Annotated in this window: 19 protein-coding genes; 7 read left to right on the top strand and 12 right to left on the bottom strand. The window is 72.5% G+C overall.

All coding sequences use genetic code 11. The annotated features are described in order from the left end of the window. Nucleotides 1-32: 32 nt before the first annotated feature. From AB0I79_RS09300 to AB0I79_RS09285, 4 genes are all read left to right on the top strand, one after another. Entirely contained in the window at nucleotides 33-626 is a 594-nt protein-coding gene (locus AB0I79_RS09300; RefSeq protein WP_357869235.1) for a TetR/AcrR family transcriptional regulator, read from the top strand. A gap of 82 nt (nucleotides 627-708) precedes the next feature. Continuing rightward, nucleotides 709-1,287, top strand: coding sequence for a PadR family transcriptional regulator (locus tag AB0I79_RS09295; protein ID WP_357869232.1), 579 nt, complete (start codon nucleotides 709-711; stop codon nucleotides 1,285-1,287). After that, nucleotides 1,288-2,265 carry an ATP-binding cassette domain-containing protein gene (locus AB0I79_RS09290; RefSeq protein WP_357869229.1) on the top strand — a complete coding sequence of 326 codons (978 nt, stop codon included), beginning with the start codon at nucleotides 1,288-1,290 and terminating at the stop codon, nucleotides 2,263-2,265. A gap of 2 nt (nucleotides 2,266-2,267) precedes the next feature. Further along, nucleotides 2,268-3,122, top strand: coding sequence for an ABC transporter permease (locus tag AB0I79_RS09285; RefSeq protein WP_357869226.1), 855 nt, complete (start codon nucleotides 2,268-2,270; stop codon nucleotides 3,120-3,122). A 49-nt stretch (nucleotides 3,123-3,171) separates the two neighbouring features. On the opposite strand, the gene AB0I79_RS09280 is transcribed toward AB0I79_RS09285, so the two are convergent. After that, the gene (locus AB0I79_RS09280) at nucleotides 3,172-4,506 is read right to left on the bottom strand and encodes a hypothetical protein (protein WP_357869223.1); all 1,335 of its coding nucleotides are present in this window, start codon (nucleotides 4,504-4,506) and stop codon (nucleotides 3,172-3,174) included. A 198-nt stretch (nucleotides 4,507-4,704) separates the two neighbouring features. Between AB0I79_RS09280 and AB0I79_RS09275 the strand changes: the two genes are divergently transcribed. Beyond that, complete coding sequence (locus tag AB0I79_RS09275) at nucleotides 4,705-6,924, top strand: thiamine pyrophosphate-dependent enzyme (protein ID WP_357869220.1); 2,220 nt, start codon at nucleotides 4,705-4,707, stop codon at nucleotides 6,922-6,924. Here the strand turns inward: AB0I79_RS09275 and AB0I79_RS09270 are convergent. Further along, nucleotides 6,913-8,628 carry a protein kinase gene (locus AB0I79_RS09270; protein WP_357869217.1) on the bottom strand — a complete coding sequence of 572 codons (1,716 nt, stop codon included), beginning with the start codon at nucleotides 8,626-8,628 and terminating at the stop codon, nucleotides 6,913-6,915. The two genes, AB0I79_RS09275 and AB0I79_RS09270, sit on opposite strands and share 12 nt — an antisense overlap. A gap of 46 nt (nucleotides 8,629-8,674) precedes the next feature. Beyond that, nucleotides 8,675-9,373 (bottom strand): M50 family metallopeptidase, encoded by a 699-nt coding sequence (locus tag AB0I79_RS09265; protein ID WP_357869214.1) that lies wholly within the window; start codon nucleotides 9,371-9,373, stop codon nucleotides 8,675-8,677. 145 nt (nucleotides 9,374-9,518) lie between these two features. On the opposite strand from AB0I79_RS09265, the gene AB0I79_RS09260 reads away from it, so the two are divergent. Together AB0I79_RS09260 and AB0I79_RS09255 are read left to right on the top strand one after the other, a co-directional pair. Then, the gene (locus tag AB0I79_RS09260) at nucleotides 9,519-9,992 is read left to right on the top strand and encodes a nuclear transport factor 2 family protein (RefSeq protein WP_357869212.1); all 474 of its coding nucleotides are present in this window, start codon (nucleotides 9,519-9,521) and stop codon (nucleotides 9,990-9,992) included. An 18-nt stretch (nucleotides 9,993-10,010) separates the two neighbouring features. Then, a complete protein-coding gene (locus AB0I79_RS09255) occupies nucleotides 10,011-11,129 on the top strand; it encodes a magnesium and cobalt transport protein CorA (RefSeq protein WP_357869209.1) in 1,119 nt (372 codons plus the stop codon). A 15-nt stretch (nucleotides 11,130-11,144) separates the two neighbouring features. Here AB0I79_RS09255 and AB0I79_RS09250 read toward each other — a convergent pair whose 3' ends face one another. The 9 genes from AB0I79_RS09250 to AB0I79_RS09210 all read right to left on the bottom strand — a co-directional run bounded on the left by AB0I79_RS09250 (nucleotide 11,145) and on the right by AB0I79_RS09210 (nucleotide 20,651). Next, the gene (locus tag AB0I79_RS09250) at nucleotides 11,145-11,390 is read right to left on the bottom strand and encodes a hypothetical protein (RefSeq protein WP_357869206.1); all 246 of its coding nucleotides are present in this window, start codon (nucleotides 11,388-11,390) and stop codon (nucleotides 11,145-11,147) included. Between the two features lie 107 nt (nucleotides 11,391-11,497). Further along, entirely contained in the window at nucleotides 11,498-12,250 is a 753-nt protein-coding gene (locus AB0I79_RS09245) for an IclR family transcriptional regulator (protein WP_357869203.1), read from the bottom strand. A gap of 9 nt (nucleotides 12,251-12,259) precedes the next feature. Next, a complete protein-coding gene (locus AB0I79_RS09240; protein ID WP_357869200.1) occupies nucleotides 12,260-13,744 on the bottom strand; it encodes a heparinase II/III family protein in 1,485 nt (494 codons plus the stop codon). A 56-nt stretch (nucleotides 13,745-13,800) separates the two neighbouring features. Beyond that, complete coding sequence (locus tag AB0I79_RS09235; RefSeq protein WP_357869197.1) at nucleotides 13,801-14,559, bottom strand: hypothetical protein; 759 nt, start codon at nucleotides 14,557-14,559, stop codon at nucleotides 13,801-13,803. After that, entirely contained in the window at nucleotides 14,552-15,175 is a 624-nt protein-coding gene (locus AB0I79_RS09230; RefSeq protein WP_357869194.1) for an RNA polymerase sigma factor, read from the bottom strand. Before AB0I79_RS09230 ends, AB0I79_RS09235 begins: the two co-directional genes overlap by 8 nt. A gap of 58 nt (nucleotides 15,176-15,233) precedes the next feature. Then, on the bottom strand, nucleotides 15,234-16,178 hold the full coding sequence (locus AB0I79_RS09225; protein ID WP_357869192.1) for a winged helix DNA-binding domain-containing protein: 945 nt from the start codon (nucleotides 16,176-16,178) through the stop codon (nucleotides 15,234-15,236). A 7-nt stretch (nucleotides 16,179-16,185) separates the two neighbouring features. Further along, nucleotides 16,186-18,384 carry a DUF3488 and transglutaminase-like domain-containing protein gene (locus AB0I79_RS09220; protein ID WP_357869190.1) on the bottom strand — a complete coding sequence of 733 codons (2,199 nt, stop codon included), beginning with the start codon at nucleotides 18,382-18,384 and terminating at the stop codon, nucleotides 16,186-16,188. Beyond that, complete coding sequence (locus AB0I79_RS09215) at nucleotides 18,381-19,625, bottom strand: DUF58 domain-containing protein (RefSeq protein WP_357869187.1); 1,245 nt, start codon at nucleotides 19,623-19,625, stop codon at nucleotides 18,381-18,383. Before AB0I79_RS09215 ends, AB0I79_RS09220 begins: the two co-directional genes overlap by 4 nt. Further along, entirely contained in the window at nucleotides 19,626-20,651 is a 1,026-nt protein-coding gene (locus AB0I79_RS09210; protein ID WP_357869183.1) for a MoxR family ATPase, read from the bottom strand. It abuts the gene before it with no gap. Nucleotides 20,652-20,664 lie beyond the last annotated feature (13 nt).

The following is a 20,664-nucleotide window of genomic DNA, read 5'->3' as shown; positions in this document are numbered from 1 at the left end:
CATCATTAACGTCATCGTCTAGCATGTGAGACGTGACCACCGCCTCTGACACCCCTACCCGCAGCCGGCGCAACAGGCGCGCGGAGATCCTGGAGGCGGCCGCCCGGCTGTTCGCGGCCCGTGGTTTCCACGGCGTGTCGATCGAGGACATCGGCGCCGCGGTCGGCGTCTCGGGGCCCGCGCTCTACCGGCACTTCGACGGCAAGGACGCGCTGCTGTCGGAGATGCTGCTCGACGTCAGCTCGCGGCTGCGCGAGTCGGCCATCACGGTCGTGACCGGCTCCGCCGGCCCGGACGAGACGCTGGACGCGCTGCTCGACGTGCAGATCACCTTCGCGACGGACCATCCGGCGCTGATCACCGTGCACGACAGGGAGCTGGGCAACGTGCCCGAGCCGGCGCGCCGGCAGATCAGGCGGCTGCAGCGGCTCTACGTCGAGGAGTGGGTGACGGTGCTGGCCGAGCTGCATCCGGAGTGCCCCGCGGCACGGCTGCGGGCGGCCACGCACGCGGTGTTCGGCCTGCTCAACTCGACCCCGCACAGCGCGGGCGAGCTGCCCGCGCAGGACATGCGCCCCATGCTGCACGCGATGGCGCGCGCGGCCATCGCCGCATGTGTTCGTTAAGGCTCGTTAACTTAACGTCGTCGCCTTGTCGACTCAAATATCTAGATATATCGTCAGCATATCTCGATAGTTGGAGGCGATCATGCGCGACCATCACGAGTTCTGGGACGCTCCCCCGCCCCCGCCGCCCCCCTTCCCTCCACCGGGGCCGGTGGCGATGCCCTTCCCGCCCGGCGCGCCCGCGCCGCCGCACCACGTCGTCCACTGGCAGCAGCCCCCGCCCCGGATCCGCCGCGGCGACGTCAGAGCGGCCCTGCTGGCCCTGCTCCACGAGGGGCCGCGGAACGGCTACCAGATGATCCAGGACATCGAGGAGCGCAGCCGCGGGGTGTGGCGGCCCAGCCCGGGATCGGTCTACCCGGCGTTGCAGCAGCTCGAGGACGAAGGGCTGGTGACCGGGGACGAGTCGGGCGGGAGCCGGAGATACCGGCTGACCGAGCAGGGCCGCGCGCAGGCCGCCAGGCATGCCGACGAGGCGCCCTGGGAGGAGGTCGCCCGCACGGTCCCCGACGACCACCACGAGCTGCGCCTGCTGTGGGCCCAGCTCGACGAGACCTTCAGCCACCTGGTGCGGACGGGCAGCGAGCGGCAGCTCGCCGAGGCCAGAAAGCTGATCAAGCAGACACGCAGGTCCGTCTTCCAGATCCTCGCGGAGGACTAGATGCCCGCGGACGCCGCGGTGTCCGTACGCGGATTACGGAAGGCGTACGGGAAGGTCGAGGCCGTCAAGGGCGTCGACTTCGAGGTGCGTCCCGGTGAGGTGTTCGGGTTCCTCGGCCCGAACGGCGCCGGCAAGACCACCACCATCAGCATGCTCTGCACCCTGGTGAACCCCACGGGCGGCAGCGCCACGGTCGCCGGTCACGACGTGGTCAAGGAGCGCGACCAGGTACGCAGGAACATCGGCCTGGTCTTCCAGGACCCCACCCTCGACGGCTACCTCAGCGCCCAGCAGAACCTGCGCTTCCACGCCGAGCTGTACGGCGTGCCGAAGGGCGCGGTGCACGACCGGATCCGCAAGGTGATGGAGATGGTCGCGCTGTGGGACCGCAAGGACGCCAAGGTCATGACGTTCTCGGGCGGCATGAAACGGCGGCTGGAGATCGCGCGCGGGCTGCTGCACTCGCCCCGCGTGCTGTTCCTCGACGAGCCCACCGTCGGCCTCGACCCGCAGACCCGCTCGGCCATCTGGGGATACATCAACCAGTTGCGGCTCATGGAGGACATCACCATCTTCATGACCACGCACTACATGGACGAGGCCGAGTACTGCGACCGGATCGCGATCATCGACCACGGCCGGGTCGTGGTCATCGACTCCCCCGAGGCGCTCAAGGCGGGCGTCGGCAAGGACCGCGTACAGATCCAGACCCCCGACGACCCCGCGGCGATCGAGGCGCTGCGGGAGCGGTTCGGGCTGGAGGCGGCCGTGCACGAGGGCGCGGTGACGTTCGCGGTGGCGTCCGGCGAGCAGTTCGTGCCGCGGCTCTTCGCCGAGCTCGGCATCCCGATCAAGTCGGTGAGCGTGTCGCGGCCGTCGCTCGACGACGTGTTCATGTCCTACACCGGCTCCACGATCCGCGACGCCGAGGCGGGCGACGACACCATGGCGTGGATGAGAGCGATGGCGAGGCGATAGTCATGGCGTCAGAGGCCATCGGCGTCCGGGTGCCGGCCCGCGGCGCCGGGCACGACCTCCGGGCCGTCAAGATCGTGCTGCACCGCGAGATGCTGCGCTTCGTCAACGACCGCACCCGGATGTTGTCGATGCTCGTGCAGCCCGTGCTGTGGCTGTTCGTCATGGGGACGGGGCTGGGGTCGCTGGTACAGGGGTCGATCCCCGGGGTCGACTACCGCACCTTCATGTACCCCGGCATGATCTCCATGACCGTGATCATGACGGCCATGTTCTCGGCCGGGTCCATCGTGTGGGACCGCGAGTTCGGCTTCCTGCGGGAGATGCTGGTCGCGCCCGTGTCGCGGGGGGCGATCGTGATCGGCAAGTGCCTGGGCGGGGCCGTCGTGGCCGTCGGGCAGGGCATCGTCATCCTGGCGATGGCGGGGCTGGTGGGCGTGCCGTACGCGCCCGGCCTGATCGTCACGCTGCTGCTGGAGATGTTCCTGGCGGCGTTCACCATCACGGCCTTCGGGGTGACGCTGGCCGCCCGGATGAAGAACATACAGACCTTCTTCGGGCTGATGCAGATGGCGATCATGCCGATGATGTTCCTGTCGGGGGCCATGTTCCCGCTGGCCAACCTGCCCTCGTGGCTGCACGTGCTGACCGTGGTGAACCCGATGACGTACGCGGTGGACCCGATGCGGCAGGCCGTGTTCGCGTACCTGGACGTGCCGGCGGCGGCCGAGGCGATGCTCAATCCCGGGGTGCGGTGGTTCGGCTTCCAGGTGCCGGTCGGACTTGAGCTGGGGATCGTGGCGGGGCTGGGGGTGGTGTTGCTGGGGGTGGCGGTCCTGCAGTTCCGCAAGGCCGAGTAGAACGAGGCCCGGGGCAGGTGCCCCGGGCCTCGTCGCGGTGTTCAGGTGGTCAGCGCTTCACGCGGACGTAGTCCGTACGGCTGTGATCGCCGTAGGTGTCCCCGTCGCCGCCGAACACGAACTTCCAGTGTCCCGACTTCCAGGCCTTGGCCTTCGTGTAGAGCCGCCCGCTGTCACCGGACGAGGTCGTCTTCACGAACTGCCACTTCTTCGAGCCCAGCGGCTTGAAGAACAGCGCCACCTTGGCCGAGTAGCCCTCCCACGAGCCTTCGTCGTCGATCTGCAGCAGACCCCTGAACCTCAGGTACTTGCCGCGCTTGACCGGCTCCGGGTAGGCGTTGAACTTGACCAGCCGGGTGTCCGCCTTCTCCGCCGGCGGCGGGGCGGGCTGGTTCACCTTCACCCAGTCGGGCCTGCTGACCGAGCCGTTGACGCCTCGCGTGCCGCGGTACTCGGCACGCCACCAGCCTGAGGTGACGGCTTCGGCGGAGGCGCCGAAGCGGCCGTGGCGGCCGGTCACGTCGCTGGTGACGTACTCCCAGCGGCTGGAGCCGTCGGCCTTGAAGAAGATCGACACGCGCTGGCCGGGCAGGCCGCCGCGGCCCTCGACGCGCAGGGCGCCGGAGAAGGACAGCCTGTCGCCCTTGTCCACCGGCTCGGGGCCGGCGTCGAAGCCGGCGATGCGGCTGCCGAGGCTGGCGCGCCTGACGTCCACCCTGTCGGCGTCGCTGACGGAGGCCCTGGCGGTGCCGGTGGCCGCGAACTCGGCGCGCCACCAGCCGGTGGCGTTGGCCTGGACGCGGGCGCCGAACCAGCCGCCGCGGCCGGTCGTCACCTTGGCGGCCTCGCGGTAGGTGTCCGAGCCGCGCTCGCGGAAGGTGATGGACACGCTCTGGCCGGCGTAGCCGTCGCCGTCGGCGAGGAGGCGGCCGGTGACCCGGATGGTGTCGCCCTTGTCGACGAGGTCCGGGCTGGCGTCGAGGTCGCCGATCTTGGTGGTGAGCGCCTTGACGACGTCGAACGAGCCGGACTGGGTGACCGAGCCGCCCTCGCCTGAGGCGGTGGCGGCGTAGTTCCACTTGCCGGCGGCTCCGGCGCCGAAGGACTTGGTGCCCGTCCACTTCAGCCCGCCCGTGACGGCCGTGGACGTGACGTTGACGGTGTCACCGTTGAGCTTGAGACCAGCCGTGGTCGCGTTCGTCGTGGTGAACGTGAACGTGACGCTGACATCGCTGTCGAAGACCACGACGGGCGCGGCCGGGCTGAGCTCGACCTTGGTGATGGTGGGGGTGGGGGCCGCCGACGCCGCGGGCGTGGCCAGGGCCATCGTCCCTGAGACGCCCAGTACGAAGGCTAGGGCGGCGACACGGATGCGTTGTAACATGCGGGTTCCTTTCTGGAGACCCCATTGGTCCAACGCGGCATTGAGGGTGCCACGTGTGCTCTACCAGTAGACGTGCATGCCGCCGGTGAAGTTGTGATTTCTGACAAACAGTTATCAGTCAGGGTCAAAAGGAGCGGTCCACAACCTGTCGCCGGCGTCCGGCAGACGTCAGGGCCGATCAGGGACATAATCGATGCTGTGGCGCGCGACACAGTTGAGACTCACTTCATCGAGACGGTTTCGACGCTCGAGGCGGGCCCGGCCCGAGATCCGGGGCTGCCGGTCCGCGAGGGCACGTCCCTGACCGGGGAGCAGTGCAGGTCGCTGTTCAGGCGCCAGCTCGACAGCCGGCTGCTCGACATCGCGGCCCGCTGGCTGCGCGAGCGCGACGAGGGTCACTACACGATCGGCTCGGCCGGCCACGAGGGCAACGCGGCCGTCGCCGCCGCCCTGCGGCCCACCGACCCTGCGCTGCTGCACTACCGCTCCGGCGCCTTCTACCTGACCAGGTCCGAGCAGGCCGGGCGGGTCCCCGAGCAGGGCATCCGCGACGTGCTGAAGGGCCTGACCGCCGCCGCGGACGAGCCCATCGCGGGCGGCCGGCACAAGGTGTTCGGCCATCCCGACCTGGCCGTCATCCCCCAGACCTCCACGATCGCCAGCCACCTGCCCAGGGCGGTCGGCGTGGCGTTCGCCATCGAGCGCGCCCGCGCGCTGGGCGTGCCCTTCGCGTGGCCGCAGGACGCCATCGCGGTGTGCAGCTTCGGCGACGCCTCCATCAACCACGCCAGCGCCCTGTCCGGTCTCAACACCGCCTCCTACGCCACCTACCAGGGGCAGGCGCTGCCGCTGCTGTTCGTGTGCGAGGACAACGGCATCGGCATCAGCGTGCGTACCCCCAAGGGCTGGGTGGAGGCGGCCGCCCGGCGGCCCGGCATCGAGTACATCGCCGCCGACGGCTGCGACCTGCCCGCCGCGTACGACGCCGCCGTCGAGGCCGTCCGGCACGTGCGCGAGCGGCGATCGCCGGTCTTCCTGCACCTGTCGACCGTGCGGCTCATGGGGCACGCCGGTTCCGACGTCGAGTCGGCGTACCGCACGCAGCGGGAGATCAGGGCGGACCTGGACCGCGATCCGCTGGTGCGCACCGCCGCCCTGATGGTGGAGGCGGGGCTGATCACGCCGGACGAGCTGCTCAAGGCGTACGAGATGGCGCGCGAGCACGTCCTGAGGATCGCCGAGGAGACGGCGCGCAGCCCGCGGCTGAGCTCGGCCAAGGAGATCATGGAGCCGATCGCGCCGCGCAAGCCGGACCTGATCGCCAGGATCAGCCCGATGGCGGCCACGGCGGCGGTCAGGGAGAAGGCGTTCGCCGGATCGTTGCCGGAGAACGACAAGCCGATGACGCTCTCCCAGGCCGTCAACCGCACGCTCGCCGACGCGCTGGCCGTCTATCCGGAGATGACGGTGTTCGGCGAGGACGTCGCCAAGAAGGGCGGCGTGTACGGCGTGACGCGCGGGCTGCAGAAGCGGTTCGGGGCGGGACGGGTGTTCGACACGCTGCTCGACGAGCAGGCCGTCCTGGGGCTGGCGCTCGGGTCGGGCGTGTCGAAGCTGCTGCCGGTGCCCGAGATCCAGTATCTCGCCTACCTGCACAACGCGCTCGACCAGATCCGCGGGGAGGCGGCCACGCTGTCGTTCTTCTCGCGTGGCGCGTACACCAACCCGATGGTGGTGCGGGTGGCCTCGTACGCCTACCAGAAGGGGTTCGGCGGGCACTTCCACAACGACAACGCGGTGGGCGCGCTGCGTGACATCCCCGGGCTGGTCATCGCCTCGCCCGCCCGGCCCGACGACGCCTCGGCCATGCTGCGCACGTGCCTGGCGGCGGCGCGCACCTCGGGGTCCGTCTGCGTGTTCCTGGAGCCGATCGCGCTCTACCACACGCGTGACCTGTTCGACGAGGGCGACGGCGGGTGGCTGGCGCCGTACGCTCCGCCCGCGCGCTGGGCGGAGACGCACGTGCCGATCGGGCGGGCGCGCTCCTACGGCGACGGGCGCGACCTGACGATCGTGACGTTCGGCAACGGGGTGCGGATGAGCCTGCGGGCGGCGGTGCGGCTGACCCAGGAGGGGTACGGGTGCCGGGTGCTCGACCTGCGCTGGCTGGCGCCGCTGCCGATCGACGACCTGCTGCGGGCGGCCGAGCTGACCGGGAACGTGCTGATCGCCGACGAGACCCGGCACAGCGGCGGCGTCTCGGAAGGGATCGTGGCCGAGCTGCTCGACGCCGGGTTCACCGGGGCGGTCGGGCGGGTGACCTCGTCCGACAGCTTCATCCCTCTGGGGAAGGCGGCCGATCACGTGCTGCTGTCGGAGGAGGAGATCGAGCAGGCGGCCCGCAAGCTACTGGGTTGACCGCGCCACGGCGCCCCTGATGCAGGCCGGCTTCGACCAGGCGACCGTGGAGGTCTCCGAGATCCGCAGCGGGACGCCCACCAGGAAGCAGTAGCCGCTGTCCGGGTCGAGGCCGGCGAGGCGGGTCGAGGTGGCGCCCTGCGACAGGGGCGTGATGGCCTGCCCGCCCTTCTCGACCGGGGAGCGCTGGACGACCACCGGGTAGTCGCGGGCGCCCGCGGGCAGCGACCAGCGCAGCTCCACCAGCTCGCCCTGGTCGGCGGTCACCTTGACCTGGCGGGGGGCCAGGGCGGCCACCTGCTTCTTGCCGATGGGCTCCTGGTCGGCGGTGCCGGTCCTGGGCCGGTGGGTCGTGGTGGTCGGGGTGGTCGTGGTGCTCGTGGCGGGTGGCTGCGTCGAGAGGTGGACGGCCAGGGCGGTGCCGGCCACGACCACGGCCGCCGCCGCGCCGCCGATCAGGATCATCCTGCCGGTGCGGGAGGCGCCGCCGGCCGGGGGCATCGTGGGAGCGGGCGGGGCGAGCTCGCCGGTCGGCTGGTGTCCCGGGGCCGGGTGGCCGGGAGCGTGCTGGGCGGGCGAGTGCGGGCCCGGGTAGCCGATGCCCTGCGCGCCTGGGTGCGCGCCCGGGTGCGCGCCGGTGGGAGGATGCGGCGCCGGGCCGGCGAGATGGGGCGGGCCCGCCTGGGGCGGTGCGGGCGGCAGGTGGTGGCCGGTGCTCGGGAGTCCGGTGCTCGGGAGTCCGGTGCTCGGGAAGCCGGTGCTCGCCGGCGGAGGCTGAGGGGCGCCGAAGTCGTGGCGCGGAGCCGGGGGCGTCGCCGGGCCGGGGTCCTGGCGTGGGGCCGGGGCGGGATCCTGGCCGACCAGGTCCGTGACCGGGAGGCCGAGTTCCGCCTGCAGCGCCTGGAGGTGCCGGGCGAGCTCGCGCGCGGACCCGTACCGCGTCTCCGGCTGCTTGGACATCGCCCGCAGGATCGTCTCGAACACCGCCGCGGGCACGTCCGGCCGGTTGATCGGCGGCGGGTCGAGGCTGAGCACCCGGTACATCAGCGGCGCGATCGACGGGTCGGACGGGTTGTGGAAGGCGGGCTGGCCGGCCAGCAGGTGGTAGAGGGTCGAGCCGAGCGAGTAGATGTCGGTGGAGGCCGAGTGGGGCCGGCCGGTGAGCACCTCGGGGGCGGCGTGCAGCGGGGTGAACGCCTGCGAGGTGACCGAGATCTCCGAGGAGTCCACGACCCTGGCCACGCCGAAGTCGGCGATCGCGAGCTCGCCGTACCGGGAGATGAGGATGTTCTGCGGCTTGATGTCGCCGTGCAGGACCCCGGCCTCGTGCACGGCGGCCAGCGCGCCGGCCAGCTTGACGCCCGCCCGCAGTACGTCGGGCAGCGGGAGCGGCCCCTCCTTGCGGATCTTGTCGCGCAGCGAGCCGTTCCCGAAGAAGTCCATCGCGATGTACGGCTTGCCGGAGCGCGTCACGCCGGTGTCGAAGACGGTCACGACGTTCGGGTGGCCGGTGAGGCGGCCGGTGAGCTGCAGCTCGCGCTGGAACCTGCGCATCGTGCGCTGGTCCACCCGGTCCACGGACAGCACCTTCAGCGCCACGACCCGATCGAGGCGCTCCTGGTAGGCGCGGTACACGACGGCGAATCCGCCCTGGCCCGCCTGATCGAGTACCCGGTACCCGGGTGCGTCCTCGACTGGCAGCACTCCACTCTCCCCCTGTTGCTGAGGAGTTTAGTGCGAAATATCGGGACTAGAGGGGGTTCATGAGGTACGCGCCGAACAGCACGGACGTCACCGACACGAGCAGGAAGAAGAACACGTAGAACCCGCCGGGCAGGAACGTCAGCCTGGCGAGCTGGTCGGCGTCGGAGTCCCTGGCCTGCCGGCGGCGCCGCTTGTGCTGCAGCTCGATGATCGGCCTGATCCCGCCGAACAGCAGGAACCACACCGCGACCAGGGCCACGACCTGCTGGATGTCCGCCGGCGCGTACATGATCAGGGCGAACACCGCGCCGCCCGTCACCAGGAGGATCAGCGCCCCGTACAGGTTGCGGATCAGCAGCAGCATGCAGACCAGGAGCAGCAGCACGCCCCAGACCAGCAGCGTGACGCGGCCCTGCTCGGTCAGCCAGGCGGCGCCGAGCCCGAGCAGCGGGGGCGCCAGGTAGCCCGCGAGCGCGGTCAGCACCATGCCGGGCCCGGTGGGCCTGCCCCTGGTCAGCGTTACGCCGGAGGTGTCGGAGTGCAGGCGGATGCCTTCCAGCTTGCGCCGGGTGAGCAGCGCCATCAGCGCGTGACCGCCTTCGTGGGCGATCGTGATCAGCCCCCTGGACACCTGCCAGGGCATGCGGAAACCGACGATGACCAGCGCGAGGAGAGCCGAGACCACCACGACCCAGGGGTCGGGGTCAGGCTGAACCTTGATCAGGTGGGCCCAGAACTTGTCCATCGAGGAGAACCCTAGCCGGTCAACTCACGGCCCGGCGGCGGTAAAGGGTCTTCCTCGTGGAACCCGGGCCGCTCGCGGGGGCTCCGTTCGCGCGATGGGGCCGCCACGTGCCGGGGCAACGGGGCGGCCGTGATCTGATAGAGGGGTGAACGATCGGCACGTGGCGCTCATCAGCGCCTTCTACGACGCTCTCGGCCGGGCGGACTACGTGGCCATGGAGCGCTGTTACCACCCCGAGGTCAGTTTCGGCGATCCCATCTTCCAGGAGGTCGAGGGGCGCGACAGGGTGATGCGGATGTGGCGGCTCCAGCTCGGCGTGCGTGACGGGTTGAAGTCGGCGTACCGCGACGTGAGGGCCGACGACTTCACCGCGACCGCTCACTGGACCTCCCGCTACACCTTCCACCGCACGGGCCGCGAGGTGGTCAACGAGATCGACTCGTTCTTCAGGTTCGAGGACGACCTCATTGTTCGCCATCACGACGACTTCGATTTCCGGCGATGGTCGAAAATGGCACTTGGCAGGCCACATGGGCTTTTGTTCGGATGGACACCGTTGTGGCGCAAGACCATCAGGGACCGCGCGGCACAGCAGCTCGACGAGCTGCGTCCGTCGTAGTCGTTATCGGGAGGGGCGATGGCCAGGGTGAAGGGGTTCAGGCGCAGCGGGGACGCCCGCGAGGAGGCTCCCGAGCACTCGATGGACCCGCGCGCCGCCGAGGAGCGCCCCTACCGGCCCACGGTCATCGACAACGCGATCTACCGGAACGGCGAGCGGGTCGACAACCCCGGCTCGCTCGCCGACGCCTTCGAGCGCCTCAAGCAGATGCCGGACGCCATGGCCTGGATCGGGCTGTACCGTCCGAAGGAGTGGGAGCTGGTCAAGCTCGGCGAGGAGTTCGAGCTGCACGAGCTGGCGCTGGAGGACGCCATCGTCGGCTCCCAGCGCCCCAAGGCCGACCGGTACGGCGACACGCTGTTCGTCGTGCTGCGCGCCGCGCGCTACCTGGACGACGTGGAGGAGGTGGCGTTCGGCGAGGTGCACGTCTTCGTCGGCCCCAACTTCGTGATCACCGTACGCCACGCCGAGGCCCCCGACCTCCAGGCCGTCCGCAAGCGCATGGAGTCCGACCCCGAGCTGCTGCGGCAGGGCCCGCAGGCCGTCCTGTACGCCATCCTCGACGCCGTGGTCGACGGGTACGCGCCGGTGGTGGCCGGGCTGCAGAAGGACATCGAGGAGATCGAGGTCCAGGTGTTCGGCGGCGACCCGTCGGTGTCGCGGCGCGTGTACGAGCTGTCGGGCGAGGTGATCGAGTTCCAGCGGGCCACGGCGCCGCTGGTCGGGATGATCCACGGGTTCATCGCGGGAGCCCGCAAGTACGGGGTGACCGACGAGCTGCAGAGCTACCTGCGCGACGCGGCCGACCACGCGATCACCGTCACCGAGCGCATCTCCTCCTTCCGCCAGATGTTGCAGAACATCCTGGTCGTCAACTCGACCCTGGTCACCCAGGCCCAGAACGCGGAGATGGCGCGGATGACCGAGGCCAGCATCCAGCAGGGCGAGGAGGTCAAGAAGATCTCCGCCTGGGCGGCCATCCTCTTCGCCCCCACCCTGGTCGGCACCGTGTACGGGATGAACTTCGACTTCATGCCGGAAACGCACTGGGCGTTCGGGTATCCGTTCGCCATCGTGCTGATGGGCGCCGTCTGTGTGGCGCTCTACACGGTCTTCAAGCGCCGCAACTGGCTCTGACGGCGGGCCCGGTGATCACGGGCTGAGGCCGGCCAGGAGCAGCCAGAGCATGGCGGCCTGGATCAGGCCCACCACGTCGATGGCCAGGATCCAGGCGAGGCCGTTCAGCGTCGTCCGGGAGACGACGTAGCTCAAGGGGAGGGTGAGCGCGGCGTGGATCATCGTGTAGCGGTCCGGTAAGCCGCGCTGCGAAGTGAACCCGGCCACCATCCCGAGGACGATCACCAATGCCGCGTAACTGCCTGCCACCCACGTCGCCACTGCCCTTCTCCTCACGGTCCGCTTCTCGATGGCGGACGCCTCCGCCCGGGCCCCGCGGGCCCCGGGCGACGAGCGCCTCTCCTTGGACCCTACGTTGATCCGGTGGATCAGTCAGGGAAGTCGGTCAGCGACTGCTCGGCCTCCGCGATGGCGCGGCGCAGCTCCTCCGCGTACGTCGCGACCTGATCAGGGCCGAACCTGGCCGAGGGCACCGAGATCGACAAGGCGCCCACGGCGGTGCCGCGGCCGTTGCGCAGGGCCGCGCCGATGGCCGAGACGCCCTGCTCGGTGCCCTCGATGTTGAGGGCGTGGCCGCGGGCGCGGACCTCGGCCAGCTCGTGGGTCAGGACCGCGCGCTCCCTGGCGGGATGGTCCGCGTAGAGCTCCCACAGGTGCTCAGGGGGCAGCACCGCGAGCAGGGCCTTGCCGCCGGAGGCGAGGTGGGCGGGCAGGATGGTGCCGCGCCGGTCGCCCACGTGCAGGAGCTGCGGCGACTCCACGCTGTCCAGGAAGCGGACCTCCGTGCCCACCCTGACCATGAGGTTCACCGTTTCCTGGAGGCGGGCGCAGAGCGCCTCCATCGCGGGTCTGGTGCGGGCGCGCAGCTCGCGCAGGGCGGAGCCGCCCGGGACGGCCGGGGTGGCGGCGAGGAACGGCCCCGGCAGGTACGTGTGCTGCTCGTCCTGTACGGCGAAGTCGCGGTAGACCAGCATCGCCAGCAGCCGGTGCGCGGTCGAGCGGGCGATGCCCAGCTCGACGGCCACGTCGGTGACCGTGAGCCGGCCCCGGTCGCGCAGCATGTGCAGCACGAGCAGCGCGTTGTCCACCGAGCCCAGCGCGTACAGGGGCTTGTTCTTCACAGCGGAATGCTAGTCCCCCGTAGAAGAATTCACCGTGATCACGGTCAGCACGCTCGGCGCTTCCGGGGAGACGACGGTGACGCCCTCGGCGGTCCGCAGGTAGCCGGTCGACAGCAGCGCCGGCCGCACCGCCTGTCCCTCCCCCGGCAGGTGGAGCAGCGAGACCGTGAAGCCGTCGCCGTCCCCCAGCACCACCGTCCCGTCGCGCCGCGACAGCACGCTCAGCGCCGGGTCGAAGTGCCACAGGCTGCGCAGGGCGCCCGTGGGGACGCTGTCGTGCACGACCATCACGTCCGGGCCGTGGCCGACCAGCACACGCCGCGTCCGCGTCACCCCGTAGGCCTCGTCGGCCAGCTCGTACGACTGGCTCGACGGGCCGATGGACGAATGGAGCAGGCGGGTGGGCGTGCCGGGGCGGAAGGTCCCGGAGGCCGGGATGGGCACGTTGTGGGCTTCGGGGGAGCGGGTCCAGTCGACGTAGCCGGTCCGTTCGTAGGAGTGGAAGCCGGCCTCCACGAGGATGCGGCGGCCCTGGGCGGAGTAGGTCACGCCCAGGTGGTCCTCGTGGCCGTGCAGCCGCCTGCCGGGGCCGAACCTGATCGAGTAGTACGCGGCCGAGGGATCGTCCCAGGCGCTCCTGCCGAACACGTAGCCCCCGTCGAAGACCCGCACCACCGGCCCCTCGTGCGGGAACCCGTCCGCGCGGGCGTCGGCCGGGCTGTCGCCGATGGGGACGAGGTGGCCGTCCGGCTGGGTGGCGTGGGCCACGTACGACTCCAGCGCCCGCCGCCTGGCCAGCAGCCGCTCGGGCACCTCCGCCCCGCTCTCGCGGATCGCGCGCAGGGCGACCCCGAGGCGGCGGTGCACGTACAGGCCGTAGCGCGGGGCCTGCTCGTGCAGGACGCCCTGGGCGTCGACGGCCAGCTCGGCCGAGGCCGTCATCCTGCGTACGGCCAGGTCCCGCCAGCGCGCCCGGCCCAGGCGGCAGCCGACGACCAGCAGCGCGATGTCCTGGTCGAGGCCGTGGTTGTGGCCCTCGCGGTAGAGGGAGTGGTCGGCCAGGACCTCGCCGTGCTCGGCCAGGCTGTCCCACAGGCGCTCGGTCCGGACGTGCTCGCTCAGGCACACCAGCGCCGGGGCGCGCAGCGCGACCGCGTGCTCGGCCCACGCCCAGGGGCTGATGCCGGAGCCGCCCCTGGGGTTCGCGCCGATCCAGTCGTCGGTGATGGCGCGGGCGCGGTCGAGGCACGCCGTGTCGCCCGCTCGTTCGTAGGCGGCCACCAGGCGGCCCATCCAGCGCAGCGAGTGCAGGTGCAGCGCCCAGGAGCGGTTGCCGTGCGGGTTCGCGGTCCAGTCGATCGGCGTGCCGAGCCGCACGGCCGGCAGCTTCACGAACGTCACCAGGCCGTCCATCACCTCCTCCACCTTGATCCCGGGGAACTGGTCGCTCAGGCAGATGGCCCTGCCTGAGGTCGTTCGGGCACGCCGGAACACGTCATGACTCCTGTTTCAGGGCGCGCGGGACCCACGCGCGGCACCGTCGGACGGGGTTAGCGGGGGCCCTCGTCGGTCCAGCCGGCGACGAGGACGAGCTCGGAGCGGGTGCCGTCCTCGCTGGACAGCACCTGCGAGGTGCCCGGGTCGATGATCAGCGTCCGGCGGACGCCGGAGGGCAGGCCGAAGGAGAACGCCTCACCCGCGCGCCCCCGGTCGTCCGTGGCCGTCCCCAGGTAGCGGACCTCGGGCAGGTCGGCGAGCGCGCGGTAGGCGGCGGCGCGCACGCCGGGCGGGGACGGCTTGGTCCACAGCAGGCCGCCGAGCGCGTCGGCGAGCAGGGACTGCGAGCCTGCCGGGAGCATCGCGGCCACCCGCTCGCGCAGCTCGGCGGCGTCGGAGGGCAGGGCCTGGATCTCCGCGAAGGTCAGGTCGCGCCCGGCCATGCTGAACGGCGAGCGGCCGGTGACGCGGGTGACGCGGCCCTGCTCGGCGGTCCACGCCCGGCCCTGCCTGGTGACCCAGAGCTCGGTCTCCCTGACGCCGTCGTACACCTTCCTGACGTGCCAGTACGTGCCCTGGGAGGTGGCGGACGCGGCGGAGGTGGCGGCCGTCAGGAGGATCTGCCTGCCCGTCTCCATGGGCTGGTCACGAAGGATCAGGAGGATCAGCGCGAGGGCGGCGGCGGTGGCCGGGATCACCGCCCAGGACAGGCGGCGACGCCGGCGGCGGGCCGTCACGCGCCACCACACCCTGGCGTGATCGTGCGGTCCTGGCCGCGGCTTGCCGTACAGCTCGCGGATCAGCTCATCCATCGTCGCGCGCCTCCCCGAGCCGGCCGCGCAGCTTCTTCCTGGCGCGGCTCAGGCGGGAGCCGACGGTGCCGTACGGGATGCCGAGCGCGGTGGCGATCTCGTCGTGGCTGAGCCCGGCCAGCGCGACCAGCAGCAGCACGTCGCGGTCGCGCCGGTCCAGCTCGGCCAGGGCGGCGGCCAGCTCGGGGCGCAGGCTCTGGGCGCTGACGCGCACGGCCACGGACTCCTCGTGGCCGGGCGCGTCGGTGTCGGGGCCGCAGCGGCCGAGCGCGCGCAGCGTGCGGGCCTCCAGGCGGCGGTGCTTGCCGATGAGGTTCGTGGCGATGCCGTACAGCCAGGCCCGCACCCCCGCGCGGGACGGATCGTAGCGGTCGCGCTTGCGGAACGCGGTGAGGAACGTCTCGGCCACGATGTCCTCGGCGTGGTCGGGGCCGAGCCGCTGGGCGACGTAGGTGTGGATCTCGCCGAAGTACGCGTCGAACACGGCGGCGAACGCGTCGGCGCCGTCCAGCGTGTCGTGCCGCGTGTCGTGCCCCTTGTCGTGCCCCTTGTCGTGCAGGGCCCCCGGCGCGCGGGCCGTCCAGGGCACCGTGGCCGCGATGGTCTCCCCCGTCATGAGCAACCTTCCGATGTATCAGTACTCGTCTGTAATCACCCGATACACCGGATCGCTTTCACGGCCGCCCGAGGAAACGGCGGACGTCGGCGAGCTCGTCGTCCAGGGCGGGCAGCTCGCCGAACGGCTGCACGCTCACCTCGGCGCCCCTCCTCCCCCACACGCCCCTGATCACGCCGTCCACCAGCACGACCGGGCGCAGGACGCCGCCGCCGGGGAACACCTTCCTGGCGTGTTCGGGGGCCAGGATCGGGTCCCTGCCGCGCCAGCCCAGCAGGTACTCGTCGAAGGCGGGGGCGAGGCGTACCAGCGGGGCGGCCTCGGGCGGCGGCGGGGGTGCCGGGCTCAGGCTCCAGGCCGTGCGGGCCTCGCCGAGGGACAGGCCCGACCAGGCGGCCAGGTCGTCGGGGGTGGCGGGGTGGTGGGCGCGGCGGTAGCGGGTGGCCAGCTCCTTCAGCGCGCGTTCGCGGTCGGGCTCGGGGACGACGGGTGCGCCGAGCCAGTCGGCGGCGTGCACGTACGTGGGCTTCCCCGCGCGCTGCGGGCCCAGGACGGCCAGGCCGTGGTGGGCGGCCAGCGCCACCAGGTGCACGACGCCCTGGCCGCGGGCCCTGCCCTTCAGGCGTTCCTCCAGGTCGGCCTTGGTGAGGGGGCCCTGGCCCGCGAGGGCGCCGGTGATGAGCGCCAGGAGGTCGTCGCCGGTGACGCCCTCCTCGGCGAGGCGGCGCAGGGTGCCGGTGGCGCGGCTGGTCAGGGCGTGGATCCAGGGCAGGTCGTCGGCGTGCACGAAGTGCAGGGTGCCGCGCGGGCCCCACGTCCTGACGAGCTCGCGGGACTGCCAGGCCGCCTCGACGTCCGCCGGGGTGAGGGTGGCGGAGCGGGCGCGGAAGGCCAGCAGGGCCGAGGGGACGTCCTGGGCCTGCATGGCCGCCAGGCGCCTGACGATCTCGCCTGCCGTCAGGCCTGGCGGGCGGTGCAGGAGCTGGGCCTCGGCGCTTCTCATGGGGCGATCATCGCAGGAGGAGGCGGTCGCGCAGGCGGGCGAGGAGGGGCTTGCGGGCGCGGACGGCCCTGCGGATGGCGTCGCTGCGCTGCCAGGCCTCGGTGGCGGCGGCGTCGGTGACCTCTTCGGGCGCGTACCGCACGAAATTGGAAATTTCGGCTAGCGGGTGGAGATGTGCGGAAATGTCGCCCGGTTGGCGGGACACCACGTCGCCCGCCGTCAGCGCGTGCTCCCCGCCGAGCCCCAGATCGTCGCACGCCTGCCGCCACGCCCCCAGCACCCGCTGCGCGGGCTCCGGCGCGCTGCGGCGGCCGTGCCTGCGCCGCCACGGCACGGCGACCACCACGCCCGCGTACGCCACCAGCAGCCCGCCCGCCGCCACCGCCGCGACGAGCCACGGGTCAGGGCCGCTCGCCGCCTGCTCGCCCTGGTCCGCCGCCTGCGGCTGGGACTGCTTGGGCCGGTCGCTGCCCCCCTTGGCGAACTCGCCCTCCAGCTTCTCGCTCTCCTCGATCGCCGAGGAGGCCACCTCGTGGTCGTCCTTGGCCCCGCTGCGGCCCGGCGTCGGGTAGAACGGCCGCCACCCCAGCCCCTCGAACTTGATCTCCGCCCACGCCATGACATGTCCGGACTTGACGTGATAAACGCCACCGGACTCCTCTCCCGGCCTGAACCCCACGACCACCCGCGACGGCAGCCCGAGCGTCCTGGCCATGAGCGCGAACGTGGCCGCGAACTGCTCCGACGTCCCCCTGTGCGTGGTCTGCAGGAAGAACTCCAGGCCCTTGAGCGAGTGGCCGGGGGGCGCGGTGACGTCGTAGGCGGCGTTCGTGCGCAGGTAGCTCTGGAGCCGGTACGCCTGCTTGATCGGCTCGCCGGCGCCCTTGACCGCCTGCTGGGCGAGCCTGCGGAAGAGCCGCTCCTGGGGCCCGTCGGGGAAGGCGGTCAGGCTCGCGTCACGAACGGGGACGGCGGCCAGGAGGTCCGCCTTCGTGGGCCGCGGCACGCGGGAGGTCACCTCGTAGCTGAACCCCTTGGCCGGCTTGGCGTCGGCCAGCAGCGACCCGCTGGCGGGGTCCACGGCCAGGCCGCGCACGCCGGTGACCTCCTCGGGGCGTTCCGCGGCGGGCAGCCAGGTGCCGGGCAGGCCGCCGAACGTGATGCGCTGGCGCACCACGTCCGCGGCGCCCGCCCACTCGCCCTCGGGGACACGGCCGCCGGTGGGCTGGAAGCGGGCGCTGGAGGTCCAGCGGACGCCGTCGTACCGGTCGAGCACGGCCAGGCGCCAGTTCTGCGGCTTGCCGGCCTCGACGGTGAACAGTTCGCGGTCGGGGATCTGCAACCACGCCGAGACCCGGTCGAGAGGGCTGACGCTGTCCACGCGGGCGGGAGGGGGGAGGTCGGCGTCCTGGCGGGGGTTGTACGGCTCGGCGGCGATGGGCAGCAGCGGGCCGACCACCAGCGCGAGCCCGGCCAGCGCGGCGGCGGCCGGGATCCCGGCGAGCAGCCAGACCGGGGAGCGGCCGTCGCGGATCAGGGCCAGCGCGGCGATCAGCACGAACAGGGCCGCCGCCACCGGCAGGTTCGAGCCCTCGCCGTCCACGCCCAGCAGCAGCGCCGCACCGAGGACGGCCAGGGCGGGAAGCGCGGCGGCGATCCGCGTGGCGGTGCGGGTCAGGATCTCCGCGCCGATGGTGGCCGCCGCCCAGACGAGGGTGTGCACGAGGACCAGCAGCTCCGGCTCCGGCTGGGCGGGCAGAAGGGTGGTGAGCAGGGCGTGCCAGGCGTTGACGACGTCGGCGGGGACGGTGGGTGACAGCGTTCCGTACAGGGGGATGGTGCCGGCCAGCCAGAGGACGAGGTCCAGGAGGAGGGCCAGCCACAGGGGACGGCCGCGGGTCAGGGCGGCGACGGCCGCGGGGCCGACGGCGGCGGGGACGACGGCCAGGAACAGCTCGCTGCCGGGGAACACCCGGTGGAAACCCCAGCCCGCCACGCCCGCCAGCGCCGCCACGACGGCGAGCCCCGCCGGGCGCGGCCACAACGGCCCGCCCTGCACGGCGTCGCGCCGGACGTCGCGCCGGACGTCGCCGGGCGGGCCCGGCCGGGTGGCACGCCGCTCGTCGCCGGGCGGGTCCGGCCGGGTGGCACGCCGGACGTCGCCGGGCGGGCTCGGCCGGGTGGCGCGCCGCATGCCGCGGGTCATCGGGACCTCCAGGCCGCGGGCAGCTCCTCCAGCGACACGATCGGCACGACCGTCACCCCTGGCGGGCCGGCCGGAGCCGGGCCAGGGCCCACGTACACGCAGATGACGCGGTCGAAGCGGCGCCGTGCCCCCGCGATCCGCCCTGCCTCCGACGGGTCGCCCGTCACCAGTACCAGCGATCCTCCGCCCCGGGCCGTCCGCAGCGCCTCCGTGACCCCGGCCGTGCCGGGGCGGACCAGCGCGAGCCGGTCCAGCACGGCCTCGGGATCCGTCTTCGTGTCGGGCAGCGGCCCGTCACCGGTCAGGACGCGTACCGGGAACCCGGCCCGGGCGGCGGCGACGGCGGCCGAGGCGGCGGCGTCCACGGCCGGCTCCGTCAGGCCCCGCGTGTCGAGCAGCACCGTCGTGGTGGGCAGGCTGGCGTCGATGAACTGGCGGACCATCAGGGTGCCGGTGCGGGCGCTGGAGCGCCAGTGCACGTGGCGCAGGTCGTCGCCCAGCACGTACTCGCGCAGGGTGTGGAAGGTGACCGTGCCCGCGGGCGCGTTGTCGCTGGCCGGCCCCTCCAGGTGGTGGGCCTTGCCGGACGGCGGGACGGGCAGGGCGACCGTGCGCGGGCGTACCAGGAGGGTGACGGGCCGGCCGTACTCGCGCAGCCGGCGCGTCAGCCCGAACGGGTCGGCGCGCACGAGCACGAGCGGCCCCACCGGGATCTCCCCCCGCGTGTCCGTCGGCAGCGGGTACGACACCGTGCGCACCGCCCCCTTGGGCAGCCTCGGCAGGTCGACCGTGTGCTCCGACGAGCCGATCCGGTCCTGGGCGCGCAGGCCGGACAGGCCGCGGCGGCCGAGGTTGGTCACGCTCAGGACGGCCACGGCGGCGTCGCCGCGCGGCACCTTGACCGGGGTGACCTCCCTGCGCACCTCCAGCCGCGGCCTCGGAGCGGTCCACGCCAGGGCCGCGGCCAGCGCGAGCAGCGCGCCCGTGGCCAGCACCACGGGCTCGGGGTAGCCGAGCGCGAACCCGGCGGCGTACAGCACCACGGCCCCGGCCAGCGTGCCCCAGCCCAGCGGGGTCAGGACCGCGGTGAGCCGGGTGCGCGGAGGTTGTCCGGCGGCGGGCCCGGTACGCGGGGGCCGTGCGTCGGCGCGCCCGGCGGGTGGCGACGGCTGCGCGGCGGCGAGTCCGGCCGGTGGCGACGGCTGCGCGGCCGTGGGCCCGCCCGGTGGCGAGGACTGCACCTACGCCGCCTGCGGCACCGGCATCCCGGCGAGGATCTCGCCGAGCGCGGCGGCCGCGGTGACCTCGCGCAGCTCGGCCTCCGGCGTGAGGATCAGGCGGTGCGCCAGCACCGGCACGGCCAGCGCCTTGACGTCCTCGGGCACCACGTAGTGCCGCCCGGCCGCGGCGGCCTTGACCCGGGCGGCGCGCAGCAGCGCGAGGCTCCCCCGGGGGCTGGCGCCGAGCCGCAGGTGCGGACTGGTGCGGGTGGCGCCGCACAGCGCCACGATGTAGTCGTAGACCGGGTCGGCCACGTGGATGCGCGAGGCGAAGTCGATCATGCCGGCCACGTCGGACGACCTGGCCACCACCGGCAGCCGCTCGACCTGCGGCCCCGTCGGCATGCCCTTGAGCACCTCGACCTCCGACGCGTGGTCCGGGTACCCGACGGAGATCTTCATCAGGAACCGGTCGAGCTGCGCCTCGGGCAGCGGGTACGTGCCGTCCATGTCCACCGGGTTCTGCGTGGCCACGACGAGGAACGGCCGGGGCACCGGATGCGGCTCGGCGTCCACCGTGACCCGGCGCTCCTCCATCACCTCCAGCAGCGCGGCCTGCGTCTTCGGGGAGGCGCGGTTGATCTCGTCGGCCAGCACGATGTTGGCGAAGACCGGCCCCTGGTGGAACTCGAACTTCTGGTGCGCCTGGTTGAAGATCGACACGCCGGTGATGTCGCTGGGCAGCAGGTCGGGGGTGAACTGGATGCGCCGCCACTCGGCGTCCACGCTGGCGGCCAGGCAGCGCGCGAGCGTGGTCTTGCCGGTGCCCGGGACGTCCTCGACGAGCAGATGCCCCTCGGCGAACAGGCAGATCAGGGCCAGTTCGGTGGCCTCGTGCTTGCCGCGGATGATGCGCTCGATGTTGGCGGCCAGGAGCTGGAAGCGCTGCGCGAACTGGCCGGCGAGCTGCTGCTGCGGTTGCTGTTGCGGCTCGTACACCGGCGGCGGCTGCTGGAACTGGTGGTCCTGGTAGTTGTACTGGGTCAACTGAGTCCCCTTC

This window comes from Nonomuraea sp. NPDC050202 (assembly GCF_040656115.1).
Classification (GTDB): Bacteria; Actinomycetota; Actinomycetes; order Streptosporangiales; family Streptosporangiaceae; genus Nonomuraea.
Note: the sequence above shows the minus strand (reverse complement) of the source record. Positions and strands in the feature narration are given on the sequence as shown.

Coding starts and splice junctions, on each gene's coding strand:
- AB0I79_RS09295 (WP_357869232.1), top strand. CDS start 709: ATGCGCGACCATCACGAGTTCTGGGACGCTCCCCCGCCCCCGCCGCCC.
- AB0I79_RS09290 (WP_357869229.1), top strand. CDS start 1,288: ATGCCCGCGGACGCCGCGGTGTCCGTACGCGGATTACGGAAGGCGTAC.
- AB0I79_RS09285 (WP_357869226.1), top strand. CDS start 2,268: ATGGCGTCAGAGGCCATCGGCGTCCGGGTGCCGGCCCGCGGCGCCGGG.
- AB0I79_RS09280 (WP_357869223.1), bottom strand. CDS start 4,506: ATGTTACAACGCATCCGTGTCGCCGCCCTAGCCTTCGTACTGGGCGTC.
- AB0I79_RS09265 (WP_357869214.1), bottom strand. CDS start 9,373: ATGGACAAGTTCTGGGCCCACCTGATCAAGGTTCAGCCTGACCCCGAC.
- AB0I79_RS09255 (WP_357869209.1), top strand. CDS start 10,011: ATGGCCAGGGTGAAGGGGTTCAGGCGCAGCGGGGACGCCCGCGAGGAG.
- AB0I79_RS09235 (WP_357869197.1), bottom strand. CDS start 14,559: ATGGATGAGCTGATCCGCGAGCTGTACGGCAAGCCGCGGCCAGGACCG.
- AB0I79_RS09230 (WP_357869194.1), bottom strand. CDS start 15,175: ATGACGGGGGAGACCATCGCGGCCACGGTGCCCTGGACGGCCCGCGCG.
- AB0I79_RS09225 (WP_357869192.1), bottom strand. CDS start 16,178: ATGAGAAGCGCCGAGGCCCAGCTCCTGCACCGCCCGCCAGGCCTGACG.
- AB0I79_RS09220 (WP_357869190.1), bottom strand. CDS start 18,384: ATGACCCGCGGCATGCGGCGCGCCACCCGGCCGAGCCCGCCCGGCGAC.